11 protein-coding genes and 1 pseudogene are annotated in these 12,341 nt (G+C 70.6%); 8 read left to right on the top strand and 4 right to left on the bottom strand.

Going from position 1 to position 12,341, the window contains the following annotated elements; all coding sequences use genetic code 11:
• Positions 1-67 precede the first annotated feature (67 nt).
• Positions 68-574 (bottom strand): hypothetical protein, encoded by a 507-nt coding sequence (locus tag ACZ60E_RS04420; RefSeq protein ID WP_469437959.1) that lies wholly within the window; start codon positions 572-574, stop codon positions 68-70.
• A gap of 130 nt (positions 575-704) precedes the next feature.
• Here ACZ60E_RS04420 and ACZ60E_RS04415 point away from each other — a divergent pair, with 130 nt between their 5' ends.
• Positions 705-1,886, top strand: coding sequence for a serine hydrolase domain-containing protein (locus tag ACZ60E_RS04415; protein WP_469437957.1), 1,182 nt, complete (start codon positions 705-707; stop codon positions 1,884-1,886).
• A gap of 389 nt (positions 1,887-2,275) precedes the next feature.
• Here the strand turns inward: ACZ60E_RS04415 and ACZ60E_RS04410 are convergent.
• Positions 2,276-2,521: pseudogene (locus tag ACZ60E_RS04410) on the bottom strand (hypothetical protein); the annotation flags it as partial.
• A gap of 231 nt (positions 2,522-2,752) precedes the next feature.
• On the opposite strand from ACZ60E_RS04410, the gene ACZ60E_RS04405 reads away from it, so the two are divergent.
• On the top strand, positions 2,753-3,223 hold the full coding sequence (locus tag ACZ60E_RS04405; RefSeq protein ID WP_469437955.1) for a GNAT family N-acetyltransferase: 471 nt from the start codon (positions 2,753-2,755) through the stop codon (positions 3,221-3,223).
• A gap of 162 nt (positions 3,224-3,385) precedes the next feature.
• On the opposite strand, the gene ACZ60E_RS04400 is transcribed toward ACZ60E_RS04405, so the two are convergent.
• Positions 3,386-4,600 (bottom strand): amidohydrolase family protein, encoded by a 1,215-nt coding sequence (locus tag ACZ60E_RS04400; RefSeq protein WP_469438344.1) that lies wholly within the window; start codon positions 4,598-4,600, stop codon positions 3,386-3,388.
• Positions 4,601-4,702: 102 nt separating this feature from the next.
• Here ACZ60E_RS04400 and ACZ60E_RS04395 point away from each other — a divergent pair, with 102 nt between their 5' ends.
• Positions 4,703-5,170 carry a MarR family winged helix-turn-helix transcriptional regulator gene (locus ACZ60E_RS04395; protein ID WP_385831420.1) on the top strand — a complete coding sequence of 156 codons (468 nt, stop codon included), beginning with the start codon at positions 4,703-4,705 and terminating at the stop codon, positions 5,168-5,170.
• Between the two features lie 75 nt (positions 5,171-5,245).
• Here ACZ60E_RS04395 and ACZ60E_RS04390 read toward each other — a convergent pair whose 3' ends face one another.
• A complete protein-coding gene (locus tag ACZ60E_RS04390) occupies positions 5,246-5,965 on the bottom strand; it encodes a GntR family transcriptional regulator (protein ID WP_469437951.1) in 720 nt (239 codons plus the stop codon).
• Positions 5,966-6,130: 165 nt separating this feature from the next.
• Here ACZ60E_RS04390 and ACZ60E_RS04385 point away from each other — a divergent pair, with 165 nt between their 5' ends.
• The 5 genes from ACZ60E_RS04385 (at position 6,131) to ACZ60E_RS04365 (ending at position 12,128) form a co-directional block, all read left to right on the top strand.
• Positions 6,131-7,183 carry a BMP family protein gene (locus ACZ60E_RS04385; RefSeq protein WP_469437949.1) on the top strand — a complete coding sequence of 351 codons (1,053 nt, stop codon included), beginning with the start codon at positions 6,131-6,133 and terminating at the stop codon, positions 7,181-7,183.
• Positions 7,180-9,009 carry an ABC transporter ATP-binding protein gene (locus ACZ60E_RS04380; protein WP_469437946.1) on the top strand — a complete coding sequence of 610 codons (1,830 nt, stop codon included), beginning with the start codon at positions 7,180-7,182 and terminating at the stop codon, positions 9,007-9,009. The genes ACZ60E_RS04385 and ACZ60E_RS04380 overlap by 4 nt, the downstream gene beginning before the upstream one ends.
• A 51-nt stretch (positions 9,010-9,060) precedes the next feature.
• On the top strand, positions 9,061-10,140 hold the full coding sequence (locus ACZ60E_RS04375) for an ABC transporter permease (protein WP_469437944.1): 1,080 nt from the start codon (positions 9,061-9,063) through the stop codon (positions 10,138-10,140).
• On the top strand, positions 10,137-11,060 hold the full coding sequence (locus tag ACZ60E_RS04370) for an ABC transporter permease (RefSeq protein ID WP_384797951.1): 924 nt from the start codon (positions 10,137-10,139) through the stop codon (positions 11,058-11,060). Before ACZ60E_RS04375 ends, ACZ60E_RS04370 begins: the two co-directional genes overlap by 4 nt.
• A gap of 72 nt (positions 11,061-11,132) precedes the next feature.
• Complete coding sequence (locus tag ACZ60E_RS04365; protein ID WP_469437940.1) at positions 11,133-12,128, top strand: ornithine cyclodeaminase family protein; 996 nt, start codon at positions 11,133-11,135, stop codon at positions 12,126-12,128.
• Positions 12,129-12,341: the final 213 nt, after the last annotated feature.

Below are 12,341 nucleotides of genomic sequence, written 5' to 3'. Positions count from 1 at the left end.
GGATGGTTCCGTACGCCCTCGAAGAAGCCGAGAGGCCGGTTCGCCTGTGCCGCGTCACAGGCGTACTTCACAGGCGTACTGACGTCGGCGTCTGCACCACCTCTTCGTCGACCGTGAAGGCGCCGGACGCCGTCGCCCCGCCGAGAAGAGCGGTGACGAGTGCCGCCGCGCCGACGAGAGCCCACCGCGTCCGCCAGGGTCTGGTACGCGCCGGCGCGGTGGCCGGGGGTGCGATGTTCATGGGCACGGCGTCCACCAGCGTGGCGCCTGCGGGTGCGAGTACGGGTGCGGGTGCGGGGCCGCACGCGATGTCGGTGCGGGCGTCCAGCCATGCCTCCGCCTCCTCGCCCCGGATTCCGCAGGCCGCCACGAACGCCGCAACGAGTTCTTCGCGGGGCAGCCGTTCCCTGCCGAGCATGGTCGCCGCCGTGGAGTACGGCAGAGAGTGGCCCGCGTCAGCCGCGTGGCGTTCCAGTCGGCGGTAACTCAGACCTGACCAGACTTTCAGCCGTCGCAGCGCCGCCACGAAGGCGGCCGCGTCGGTGTCCGGCGGTGTGGGCGGTGCGGTGGTCATGACGCTGGTCCCCCTGATGAGCTGGACGTACACGGGCTCGCACAAGCTCGAACACCCTCACAGCTTGAAGAACGTCAGTAACGACCGTCAACCTCGGTGCGGATTCCCGATGTTGGAGGTCATACGTCCTATGGGTCTGCTCCGCTGCTGTCGCACCCGTGCCACCGCCACCACCGCCTCTGCCGTCATCACCGCCCTGGCGGTCCTGCTGACTCTGGGTGCGTGCTCCGAAGGAGGTGATGCCCGGCGCCCGGCCGTCGGGTCCGCCGCGGCCGGCCTGAAGGTGCGCGGCGGAGAGTCAGTCGCCGACTTCCTCCACCGTGCCCTGCCTGCCGGGACGGGCGGCACAGTGATCGCCGCGCGCGGCGACGAACTCGCGTACTGCGGAGGGTTCGGCGCAGCGGACCGCGCCTCCGGCACTCCCGCGAGCTGCCGCACCGTGTACGACGTCATGTCGATCACGAAGCAGTTCACCGCCGCCGCGATCCTGAAGTTGGAGGTAATGGGGCGGCTGCGGGTGAGCGACCGGCTCAGCCGCTTCTTGGGCCCGGTACCCGAGGGCAAGCGGGACATCACGATCGACCAGCTACTCACACACACTTCGGGTCTCGTGGAGGCGCTCGGCGACGACTACCACCCCGTCGCACGCGACGAACTGGTGCGACAGGCACTGGCTTCGAAACCGCAATCGGCCCCAGGGAAGGAGTTCCACTACTCGAACACCGGATACAGCCTGCTCGCCGCGATCGTCGAGAAGGCGTCCGGGGAGGGATACGAGCCGTTCCTGGCCCGGCACCTGTTCGCCCCGGCCGGTATGGAACGCACCGGATACGTCCTGCCCCGGTGGCCGCGGCACCTGGTCGCGGTGGAGTACGACAGCGAGGGGCGCAGCCAGGGCAGGCCCATCGACCATCCCTGGGCCGCCGACGGGCCGTACTGGCATCTGCGGGGCAACGGCGGCATGCTCTCCACCGCCGAGGACATGTTCCGGTGGCACCGGGCCCTCTCGGGCAACGAGGTGCTGCCGGAGCAGGCCAGGCGGAAGCTGTTCGCGCCACGCGTACGGGTGCCCGGCCTGGACGGCTCGTACGGATACGGCTGGGCCGTCCGCGAAACCCCCACCGGACGGACCGTCTGGCACAACGGCGGCAACGACTGGTCGCTGGCCTACCTCACAAGGTCGCTGCGCGACGGAGTCCTGATCTTCTGGGTCAGCAACCACGCCTACCAGGACGGCAAATGGAACCTGGAGGACCAGGCGGAGGAACTAACACAGGGAATCGCCGACCGCGTCCGAGCCGAGGACCACTGAACCAGTAACCGCTTCAAGCGCCGCCCGACCCCGTCAACTGCAGGGGGAAACAATGCGCAAAGCCGTGATCAGCTTGCTCGTGGTACTGACGGCCGTGCTCGCCGTAGCACCACTCGTCAACACCGGCCAAACCGAGACCATCGCCTGCTGCGGCCAACCACCCGGCCAACCGTAAACAACACTCACCGCTGATTCGATCCTGGATGAGGACCCGTCAGCTCCCACGCTGGCGGGCTCTTCTCCTCATTCGGGACGATGATCCGAGCTGGCGGCGAGTCCAGATCGCAAGGGCGGGACGGGGTGAGCCAAACGCCCTCACTACCGGGCCGGGGATCTCCCCCCTACCCAGCCGCAGGGCCAAAGCGCTGGCGTGGTGCTCAGCCGCTGGTTCACGAGATCTCCAAGGACCCGGCGAAGTCGGCGAGCGTGTGGAAGTCGTTCTCCCGTAGGCCGATCCGCGGGTTGACGTGGTGCAGGAGCCCGGGCCCGGGATGGTGGGCGGTCACGTACGTCCGGTCCAGTTCGCCCTGCTCGTCGTCCACCCAGGCGAAAGGACGGCCTCTGGCGTAGTCCACCAGCGGCCCGATCTTCCAGTGGCCTCCATCAGGGCGTTCTTGGAGCAGGACATCAGCAAAACCCCAACTACGAGTTCATCGATCACAGCCGCCGGCGGCCCAGCGCCGCAATGCTCCGCCAGGATCACCCCACCCACTCCAGCCCCCTCATGCCCAGTTCGACAAGCCACTCTGGAACCGAGCCACGGCCCGCCGTGCACGAAGTCGTAAAGGCGGTCCCGGGATACGCAGTCGGCCGTAGGCTGAGCCGACCACTTCGGCGGCGATCTTGCGAAGGATGACACCGCGGCCATGGAGATATCCCTGCGCGAACTTCAAGACAGTGATCTGCCCGTCTTCTGGGCGCAGTTGACGGACCCCGAACTGCAGCACATGGCGGCTGTGACCAGGAAGTACCACTACGACCGCGGCCACTTCGACCAGCACTGGGCCAAGGTGCGGGCCGATCCCTCGGTGCTCCTGCGGACCATTCTCGCCGACGGCGACATAGCAGGGCATGCCGCCGTGTTCGGTTCTCCCTCCGAGCGGGAGGTCACCTACGTCGTCGGGCGATCTCACTGGGGCCGGGGCGTCGCCTCCCGAGCGCTCGCCGAGTTGCTCAAGCTTGAGGACACCCGGCCGCTGTATGCCGACGCAGCCGCTGACAATGCCGGTTCCCTCCGTGTACTGGAGAAGTCCGGGTTCGTCGCGACAGGCCGAAGCCGGTGTTTCGCGCGGGCCCGGGGCCAGGAAATCGATCTCGTACACCTGACACTGAGCTGAGCACGTCGCTTCGCGCAGGCGCTGCGCTCTCTTCCGACTCTTCGGGCTCTTCCGGCTCTTCCGGCTCTTCCGGCTCTTCCGACACGGCAACTCCCCTACGGGTTACCGCAGTCGGGCGCGATGAGCCCAGTGCCAGGTCGGCCCCAGCGGGAGAGACCTCGGTCATGCCGCCAGTCGGGTGCCGCGGCGCCAGACGGCACGGGTGTTGAGGGTGTCGCTGATGTTGCTGGTCGGGTCGCCGTCGACCAGTAGGAGGTCGGCCCGAAGCCCCTCGGCGATACGGCCCCGGTCGCCGAGGCGGAAGCGGCGGGCCGTGGTCGCCGTCGCCGCACGCAGAGCCCGTACGGGCGTGAGGCCGGCCGCCACCAGGTACTGCAGTTCGTGGTGCAGGCTCGCTCCGTGCGCCAGGCCCCCGAAGAACGTCTCGGGCATGGACACGTCGGTACCGGCCAGCACGTCGATACCGGCGGCATCCAGCGCGCGCACGGTGTCGTACACGTCGTCGAGCTTGCCCTGCGGGAAGCGGTTGTAGCTGGAACGCAGGGTCTCGTCCCACTTGCTGTCGAGGCGTGCGGCGACCCGGGGGTCGTCGGCGAGTTCGCTGCCGGTGATCCCCATCATCGAGGCGTTGAGGGTGATGCACGGGATGACGAACATGCCCGCGTCCTTGATCAGATCGACGATCTCGGCGGTGTGCGGCTCGTCCATGAACACATGGGTGACGCCGTCGATGCCGGCTTCGGCGGCCATCCTGGTGGCCTCCACCGTCAGCGCGTGGGCCACGGTCAGGGCGCCGTACTTCTTGGCTTCGGCGACACCGGCGTTCACGGTGGCCTGGTCCAGCGAGGGCAGCCCGGGGTGTCCCTCCACACTGCCGTCGTCGATCATGAACTTGATGAAGTCGGATCCCCGGGCGAGGAGCTGCGGCACGAAGGCGGCTGCCTCCTCGGGCGTGGTGGAGAACGGCATCAGCGGCATCACCGGGGGAAGCTCCCACTTGGGCCGGAACCCTTCGGGCATCAGCTCGCTCGGGTGTCCGCCGGGCGGTGTGATGGCGAAGCCGGAGGAGCGCACGTCGGCCTGCGTGTCGTCATCCGTGATGGACCCCCGGTTCTCCCGGGTGTTCATCCCCTGCATCTCCACCTCGGTCGTCACCCCGAACCGCAGGGCGAGCGCCAGGGAACCCGGAGCGGAGTGGACGTGGGCGTCGATGAGTCCCGGCAGCAGTGTGGCACCGCTGCCGTCGACGATCTCGCTGCCCTGCGGAGCGTCGCCACCGATGCGGGCGATCCTCCCGTCGTCAATGACCACGGTCTGCACGCCGACCGTCTTCTCCCCGTCGAAGATCTGCGCGCCTGTGATCGCGGTGAGCGCCATGGCGGTCCGCCTCATTTCCTAGCTCGTTCGGTATTTACATACCTAATGCTATGCACTTATGGAACGGTATGCAAATGGGCCGGCCGGGCCTAGACTCGGTACATGAGCAGCACGTCCTCCTCCGAGCAGCCCCCCGACGACCCGACACTCGATCAGATCGGCCCGGCGCTGTCCCGTCTGCGGCGACGCACACCGGCATCGAGCAAGGACCTCTCCCGCAACCTCGTGCTCAACGTCATCGCCGACGCACCGGGCGAGACGACCGTCGGCGGGCTCGCCACCGAGATGGGCGTCGCACAGCCGGTGGCCAGCCGGACCGTCGCCGCCTGTATAGAGGACGGGCTGCTGCGCCGGGCGGCGTCCCAGGCCGACGGACGCCGCACCGTGCTCGAACTCACCGAACACGGCGAGGCCGAACGCAATCGCTTCGCCGCCGAACAGCGAAAAGCGTTCCTGGAGATCACCGTCGCCTGGTCACCGCAGGAGCGGACGCAGTTCGCACAACTCCTGACGCGTTACGGGGCCGATGCCACCGCCTGGTCCAGAGCGCAGGCCGCAACCCGCGAGTGAAAGAGCAGCACCCCGAGACCGAGTCACAGCCGGGAACCCGGGCCGTGATCGCGCCGACGGACGATCCGCCTCAGCTCAGCGTCGGCGTCGGCGGCGGGCCGCGACCGCCTCAGGGTCGAGTTGCGGGTCTGTCCACTCGGCGGCCAGGTCCAGGCTCGCCTGTCGGCCGGCCGCGATGTGGTCGTGCGCAAGGGCCGCGGCCCGGTCGCCGTCCCGCGCCTGGATCGCGTCGTACAACTCCTCGTGCTCGCTGCACTGTTGGGCCGGGTCCCGCTGGGCGGTGAGGCGGAACAACCAGTGCGTACGCGCCTCCAGGGGGCGCATGATGCCGGTCAGGAGCGGATTGTCGGCGAGGTCGACGATGTCGATGTGAAAGCCCGCGTTGGCGGCGGCGATGGCGTCGCGGTCACCGGCGCGGGTCGCGGTGCGGGCACTGCCGAGACGGTCGGCGAGCCGCTTGAGGCCTGCGCGATCGGTACGTTCGGCCGCCAGACGGGCGGCAAGTGACTCCAGCGATTCCCGCACGTCGAACAGGTTCCGTACGTCGGCGGGAGTGAACGGGGCGACCAGCGCACCCCGGTGCGGCACGAGGAGTACCAGGCCGTCGGCCTCCAGCAGCCGCAGCGCCTCCCGCAGCGGAATCCGGGACACCTCCAGTTCGGCGGCGAGGTCCCGTTCCACCAGGCGCTGTCCGGGCCGCAGTTCAGCCTCGACGATCCTTTGGCGCAGCGAGTCGTAGGCACGCTGGCGCAGGTATCCGCGCGGCTCGGCGGCCGGTCCGGCGCTCTTGACCACGGGTTTCCTCCAGTTTCCGGGGCTGCTCACTCTAGGCCGCCGCCCGGCAGGCGCAGCGAGTGCTAACCGCGCCCTAACACCGCTGAAACACAGGGCTTCCACACTGATTGCCACTTAACGGTATACCAGTAACCGGCTCTCGGCCCTGTACCCCGGAGGCACTCGATGCCGCAGTCCCGTCCCCTCATCCACCCCCGTTCTCGTACGCGTACTCGCTCTCGTTCCCGCGGCCTCGACCGGGCGCTCGCCTGTGCCGCCGCGTTCGGCGGGCTCGTCGCTCTCACCGGATGCGGCGGATCCCCGTCGGCGAGCACCGCCGACAGCACGTTCAAGGTGGGCGTGCTCTTCCCCGGCTCGCTCTCCGACGACGGCTTCATGGAGTCGGCGTACCGCGGCTACCAGCGGGCCGCGAAGAAGCACGACGGCACGATCGCGTTCAGCAAGGTCGAACAGGTCACCACCGCCGACTACGAGCAGGCCCTCGTCCGCTTCGCCACCGGCTCGGACCTCGTCATCTCCCTGGGCGGGCAGACGGACGCCGCCGTACGGAAGGTCGCCGCGCGGTTCCCCGACGTGAAGTTCGCCGAGATCGGCGGCCCCGCCGACGCCGAGCCGCTCGACAACCTCGCGCTCTACGACCCCCAGCAGGCCGAGGCCGCCTACCTGTCGGGGGCCGCCTCCGCCCTGCTGTCCAAGAAGGGCACGGTGGCCTTCGTCGGCGGCGCGGAACTGCCCGCCATCGTCAACGCGGCCAAGAACTTCGCCGACGGCGCCAGGACCGCCGACCCCGGGGTGAAGGTCCTCGCACCCCAGTACGTCGGCGACTTCAACGACGCCGCCAAGGCCAAGCAGTCCGCCCTCGCCGACTTCGGAGCCGGTGCCGACGTACTCGGCCAGATCCTCAACCTCGGCCACAAGGGCCTCGCCCAGGCTGCCGCACAGAGCGACGGTTCGCTCATCGGCGGTCCGATCGCCCACCCGTGTTCCTCCGACGCGGCCTACGCCGGGTACGTCGAGACGGACATCGGCGCGGAGATCGAGTACGCCGCGGACCACCTCGCCGCCGACACCTGGAAGGCGGAGTCGGTCCACTTCGGGCTGACCTTCGAAGAACCGCACAACGACATCGTGCTGTGCGGGAAGCCGCCCGCGGCGACGACGAAGAACCTCGACGAGCTGAAGGCGAAGATCGCGGCCGGAGAGATCAGGACCCGATGAGCACGTCACCAGGCGGCGAGCCCCGAGTCCCCGCCCTGGAGATCCGGGATCTCACCAAGTCCTTCGGCTCCGTGCGCGCGCTGCAGGACATCAGGATGGTCGTCGAGTCCGGCACCGTGCACTGCGTGCTGGGCGAGAACGGCGCCGGCAAGTCGACCCTGTGCCATCTCGTGGGCGGTTCGCTCGCCCCGGACACCGGCACGCTGCGCCTGTACGGGCAGCCGTATGCGCCGCGCCGTCCGGCCGATGCGCTCGGCGCCGGGATCGCCATGGTCCACCAGCACTTCAGCCTCGTACCGACGCTCACCGTGGGCGAGAACCTGCGGCTGCTGCGACTGCCCGATCTCGCCCGGCGCGTGGACCGGGTCGCCGACGAGTACGGGCTGGTGCTCGATCTCGGCGCCCGGGTCGCCGAATTGCCCGTGGGGCTGCGCCAGCGGGTCGAGATCGTCAAGGCCCTGCTGCGAGAGCCGCGGCTGCTGCTGCTCGACGAGCCGACGGGCGTCCTCGACCCGGCCGGTACGGAGGCGCTGCTGGCTACCTGCCGACTGATCGCGGACCGGGGCGGCGCGGTGGTCCTCATCACCCACAAGCTCGGCGAGGTCGCGCGGGCCGGTGACACGGCGACAGTGCTTCGCGGTGGGCGGGTCGTCGGGGGCGGCCCGCTCGCGGACCTCCCCGCCGAACGGCTCGTCCCGCTGATGATCGGGCGCCCCGCCGATTCCCTGGACCCGGCGCTGTCCGGCACGATCGGGTTGACCGCGCCCGCCACGGCAATCAACTCCCCGGTAACCGACGCCGCCACCGACCCCAACAGCGGCACGGCGGCCCGAACCACCCCGGCAGGCACCATCCCGCTCGCTCCGGCCACCCGCCAGGCACCGCCCGCACTCCGGATCCGCGGCCTCACCGTGCGCGGCGCAGACGGCACGCCCGCCCTCGACGACGTCCGTCTGGAGGTCGAGCCCGGACAGATCGTCGGGATCGCCGGAGTCGAGGGCAACGGGCAGAGCGAACTCATGGCCGTGCTCGGCGGTTCCCGCACCCCCGACTCGGGCTCCTTGACGCTCGGCGCCGCCGACATCACCCGGGCCGCGCCCCGGCGCAGGACCGCGGCCGGGCTGGGCGTCGTTCCCGAGGACCGCCACCACGACGGCTGTGTCCCGGCCCTGTCCGTGACGGACAACCTCTTCCTCGGAAGGCTCGGCCCGTTCCGCCGCGGCGGGCTGTTCCTGGACCGGCCCGCGATGCGCCGCGCGGCCCAGGACGTGCTGTCCGCCCACGACATCAGGGCGGACAGCCCGGACACCCCGATGTCCACCCTGTCCGGCGGCAACCAGCAGAAGGTGGTGCTGGCACGGGAACTCGCCCTGAACCCCCTGGTCTGTCTCGCCGCCGCACAACCCACCCGCGGTCTCGACGTCGGCGCCGTGGACGCCGTACACACGCGGATACGCGAAGCCGCGGGCCGGGGCGCCGGGGTCCTCGTCGTCTCCTCGGAACTCGACGAACTCCTGGCCCTGTGCGACACCGTGGTCGTCGCCTACCGGGGGCGGCTGTCCGCACCTGTCGCCACCAACACTCCGAGGGCCCGAGAGCACATCGGACACCTGATGCTCGGCGCAGAGGCCGCGACCGACTCCGTACCGCCGGAACTCGTGGGACCCGATCCCGTACCGCCAGGTCCCGCGAACCCGGATCCGATAGGACCGGTGCCAGTAGGACCAGCGGCAGCAGGCCCGGCGTCAGTAGGCCCGGATCCCCATCCGGCGCCGCACGAGACCCCCGCCACCCCCGCCTCGCCCAACACCCCGCCCCTGTCCTGACTCCGGCGCCCCGCCGCCACCCCTCGCACCCCTTTTCGCGCAAGGACCGTCATGACCCTCTCCCTCGCCCCACCCCGCCTCCTCTCCCGGCTGCGCCATCCCCTGTCCCTGGCCACGGGTGCCGCGATTCTGACCGTCGGGGTCGGCGCGTTGCTCGTCGTCGCAGCGGGCACCGACCCCTCGACCGCCTGGGCGGCCCTCGACGAGGGCATGTTCGGCTCCGCGTACTCCGTCGGCACCTCCCTGAACTCGGCGGCCGTGCTCGCCCTGATCGCCACCGGCTTCAGCGTGGCGCACCGGGCGGGACTGGTGAACGTGGGCGGCGAGGGGCAGTTGTGCGCGGGCGGCCTCGCCGCGGCGGCCACTGGACTGGCTCTGCCCGGCCAGGTTCCGCCCGCGGTCGGCGTACCGCTGACCCTGCTCGCCGGGTTCCTCGGCGGCGCCGGATGGGCGTGGATCGCCGCGCTGCTGAAGACCCGGCGCGAGACCAGCGAGGTCATCACGACGCTCCTGCTGAACTTCGTCGGCGCGGGCGCCGTGTCGGTGTCCGTGCACGAGGAGGGACTGCTCCGGCAGCCGGTCACCTCCTCGGAGACACTGCCCCAGTCGCAGGCACTGGCGGAGGGCGCCCGGCTTCCCCTGATCGCCGGAGCGCAGTCGCCCGCGACGGCGATCGTGGTTGTCGCGGCGGTCTCCGTCGTGGTGACCGCCGTCGTCCTGCGGTACAGCGGGACCGGCCTGAAGCTGACGTCGGTGGGCCACTCCCCCGCCGCGTCGGCGCGGCTCGGACTGCCCGTGTCCCGTCTCCAGGAGGGCGGGCTCGCGGTCGCAGGCGGCCTCGCGGGGCTCGCCGGTGCCTGTCTCGTGGCGAGCGCGCCGTACGTGCTGGCGGAGCACTTCTCCTCCGGGTACGGCTTTACGGGACTGGTGGTGGGCCTGCTGGCCCGCGGCTCGCTGATCGCGGTGGCCGCCGTCTCCCTGCTGCTGGGCTTTCTCACCAGCGGCGGCATCAATCTGCAACTCGCGGCAGGGGTACCCGCCTCGTCGGTGCAGATCGTGCAGAGCGTCCTGGTGCTGCTGATCGCGGCGGCGATGCTGTGGAGCAACCGCCGCGCGGGAGGCACCGTATGAGCGCCGTGCTCGACGAACTCGCCGCGGGCGGGGTCCGCCTCGCCGTGCCGCTGCTGCTCGCCTCGGCCGGTGAACTGCTCAGCGAACGCGCGGGAGTTCTCAATCTTTCGGTCGAAGGGATGATGCTCACGGGCGCGTTCGCGGGCGCGGCCGGCGCCCTCGCCTCCGGGAGCGCGGTCGTGGGGGTGGGCACCGCCCTCGTCGCGGGTCTGGTCGTCGCGCTGCTCCAGGCGGTGCTGAGTGTCACCCTGCGCGCCGACCAGATCGTCACGGGCATCACGATCAACGCCCTGGCTCTCGGCGGCACGACCTACGCGGCACGGCTGTGGTTCGGCGACGGCGGCGCCGACTCGGTGCCCGGCTTCGACCCGCTGCCGGTACCGGTCCTCAGGGACATCCCGGTCCTGGGGCCCGCCCTCTTCCAGCAGAGCGCCCTCGGCTACACGGCGTTCGCCGTGACCGCCGTCCTCGCCGTCGCCGGGGCACGGCGTACGGCATGGGGGCTGGCGGTCGACGCGGTCGGCGAGGACGCGACCACCGCGGACCGGTGCGGGCTGCCCGTACGGGCCGTGCGGTACGCCGTCGTCCTGCTGACCGGCGCCACCTCGGCGCTGGCCGGCGCGCAGCTCGCGCTCTCCGAGGTGCACTCCTTCAGCGACAACCTCACGGCTGGTGTGGGTTATCTGGCGGTCGTCGCGGTGATCGCCGGGCGCTGGCGGGCCTGGCCCACGATGCTGGCCTGTCTGTTCTTCGGCACCGCACAGGCCCTCCAGTTCGCCGCGCCCGCGCTGGGACTGCATGTGTCCGCGCCCCTGCTCACCACGCTGCCCTATGTGTTCGCCCTACTGGCGGTCAGCGGTCTGGTCGGCCGCAGCAGGGCCCCGTCGGCGCTCACCGTGCCCTTCGTACGCGGCACATGACACCGCTCCACCTCTAGCGATCCCCCTTCAACAATCCCCCCACCTCACCAGACGCACCGGAGACAGTCAACGATGACACTGATCCTGAACCGCTCCGACATCCGCGGCCTGCTCGAACACGCCACCGCAGAGGTGGAGGCGGCGGTGGAACAGGCCCACCGCGACCTCACCCGCGGGCGGGTGTCGCTGCCCGCACCGCCCGCTCTGGACCTGCCGGGCTCGGACGGTGCCTTCCTCCCCATGGCCGCCGTGTCCGCGCCCGCCGGTCTGGCATCGGTCAAGTTCCTCGCGGACCTGCCCGCCAACCGGGAGCGGGGGCTGCCCGTGCAGCGCTCGACGGTCCTGGTCCTGTCGGCCAGGACAGGGGAGGCCGAGGCCGTCCTCGACGGGGCGCTGATCACCCAGTTCCGTACGGCAGCCGCGACCGCCGTCGCCACCCGGCTGCTGGCCCGGCAGAACGCCCAGGTCCTCGGCCTGGTCGGAACGGGACCACTGGCCCTGGCCCATGCGCGGGCACTGTCGACCGTACGGGACTGGAAGTCGGTCGTGGTGTGGGGCCGTACCCCTGCCAACGGCGCCGCCCTCGTGGACCGGATCTCGTCCGAACTGGGCCTGCACGCACAGCTGTTGGCCGACCCTCGCGAGGTGACGGAGGCGGCGGACGTACTGTGCACCCTCACGCCGTCCCGGGAACCCGTGATCGAGGGGGCGTGGCTCCGCCCGGGAACCCATGTCAACGCGGTGGGCGCACCGCCCCGCCCCGACCACCGGGAGATCGACACCGAGGGGATCGTACGCTCCCGGCTGATCGTCGACTCCTTCGCCACGGCCCGCCGCAAGTCGGGCGAGGTACTGATCCCCCTGGCCGAAGGCGCGCTCACGGAAGCCGACTTCGACCGGGAACTGGGGGATGTACTCGAAGGACTCGTACCGGCGCGCACGACGGACGACGAGATCACTCTCTTCGACTCGGTGGGCGTGGGACTCCAGGATCTGGCCGTGGCCCGCCTGCTGATCGACCTGGCCACGGAGTCCGGGACGGGGACCTGGACCGACCTGGCAGCGTGACGTGGTCGTCGTCATCCCGGGTACGGGTTCGGGCACGGATGCGGATGCGGATGCGGATGCGGATGCGGCCACAGTCGCAGCCGCACGCTGATCGCCCCAGCCTGGCGACCCTCTAGCCGCCCGCCCCCTCCGGGATGGTGTGTTTAACGCCGTTTGTCCCCATCAATGAGACGGCGCAGCAAGGACAGCAGCCGCGTACTGAGCGTGGCCGGA

The sequence above is a fragment of the Streptomyces sp. NPDC102514 genome (genome assembly GCF_055584525.1).
Note: the sequence above shows the minus strand (reverse complement) of the source record. Positions and strands in the feature narration are given on the sequence as shown.

What these genes read in the sequence shown, in the direction of transcription:
- ACZ60E_RS04385 (WP_469437949.1), top strand. Translation starts at nt 6,131, where the DNA reads ATGCCGCAGTCCCGTCCCCTCATCCACCCCCGTTCTCGTACGCGTACT.
- ACZ60E_RS04375 (WP_469437944.1), top strand. Translation starts at nt 9,061, where the DNA reads ATGACCCTCTCCCTCGCCCCACCCCGCCTCCTCTCCCGGCTGCGCCAT.
- ACZ60E_RS04415 (WP_469437957.1), top strand. Translation starts at nt 705, where the DNA reads ATGGGTCTGCTCCGCTGCTGTCGCACCCGTGCCACCGCCACCACCGCC.
- ACZ60E_RS04370 (WP_384797951.1), top strand. Translation starts at nt 10,137, where the DNA reads ATGAGCGCCGTGCTCGACGAACTCGCCGCGGGCGGGGTCCGCCTCGCC.
- ACZ60E_RS04420 (WP_469437959.1), bottom strand. Translation starts at nt 574, where the DNA reads ATGACCACCGCACCGCCCACACCGCCGGACACCGACGCGGCCGCCTTC.
- ACZ60E_RS04395 (WP_385831420.1), top strand. Translation starts at nt 4,703, where the DNA reads ATGAGCAGCACGTCCTCCTCCGAGCAGCCCCCCGACGACCCGACACTC.
- ACZ60E_RS04380 (WP_469437946.1), top strand. Translation starts at nt 7,180, where the DNA reads ATGAGCACGTCACCAGGCGGCGAGCCCCGAGTCCCCGCCCTGGAGATC.
- ACZ60E_RS04400 (WP_469438344.1), bottom strand. Translation starts at nt 4,600, where the DNA reads ATGGCGCTCACCGCGATCACAGGCGCGCAGATCTTCGACGGGGAGAAG.
- ACZ60E_RS04365 (WP_469437940.1), top strand. Translation starts at nt 11,133, where the DNA reads ATGACACTGATCCTGAACCGCTCCGACATCCGCGGCCTGCTCGAACAC.
- ACZ60E_RS04405 (WP_469437955.1), top strand. Translation starts at nt 2,753, where the DNA reads ATGGAGATATCCCTGCGCGAACTTCAAGACAGTGATCTGCCCGTCTTC.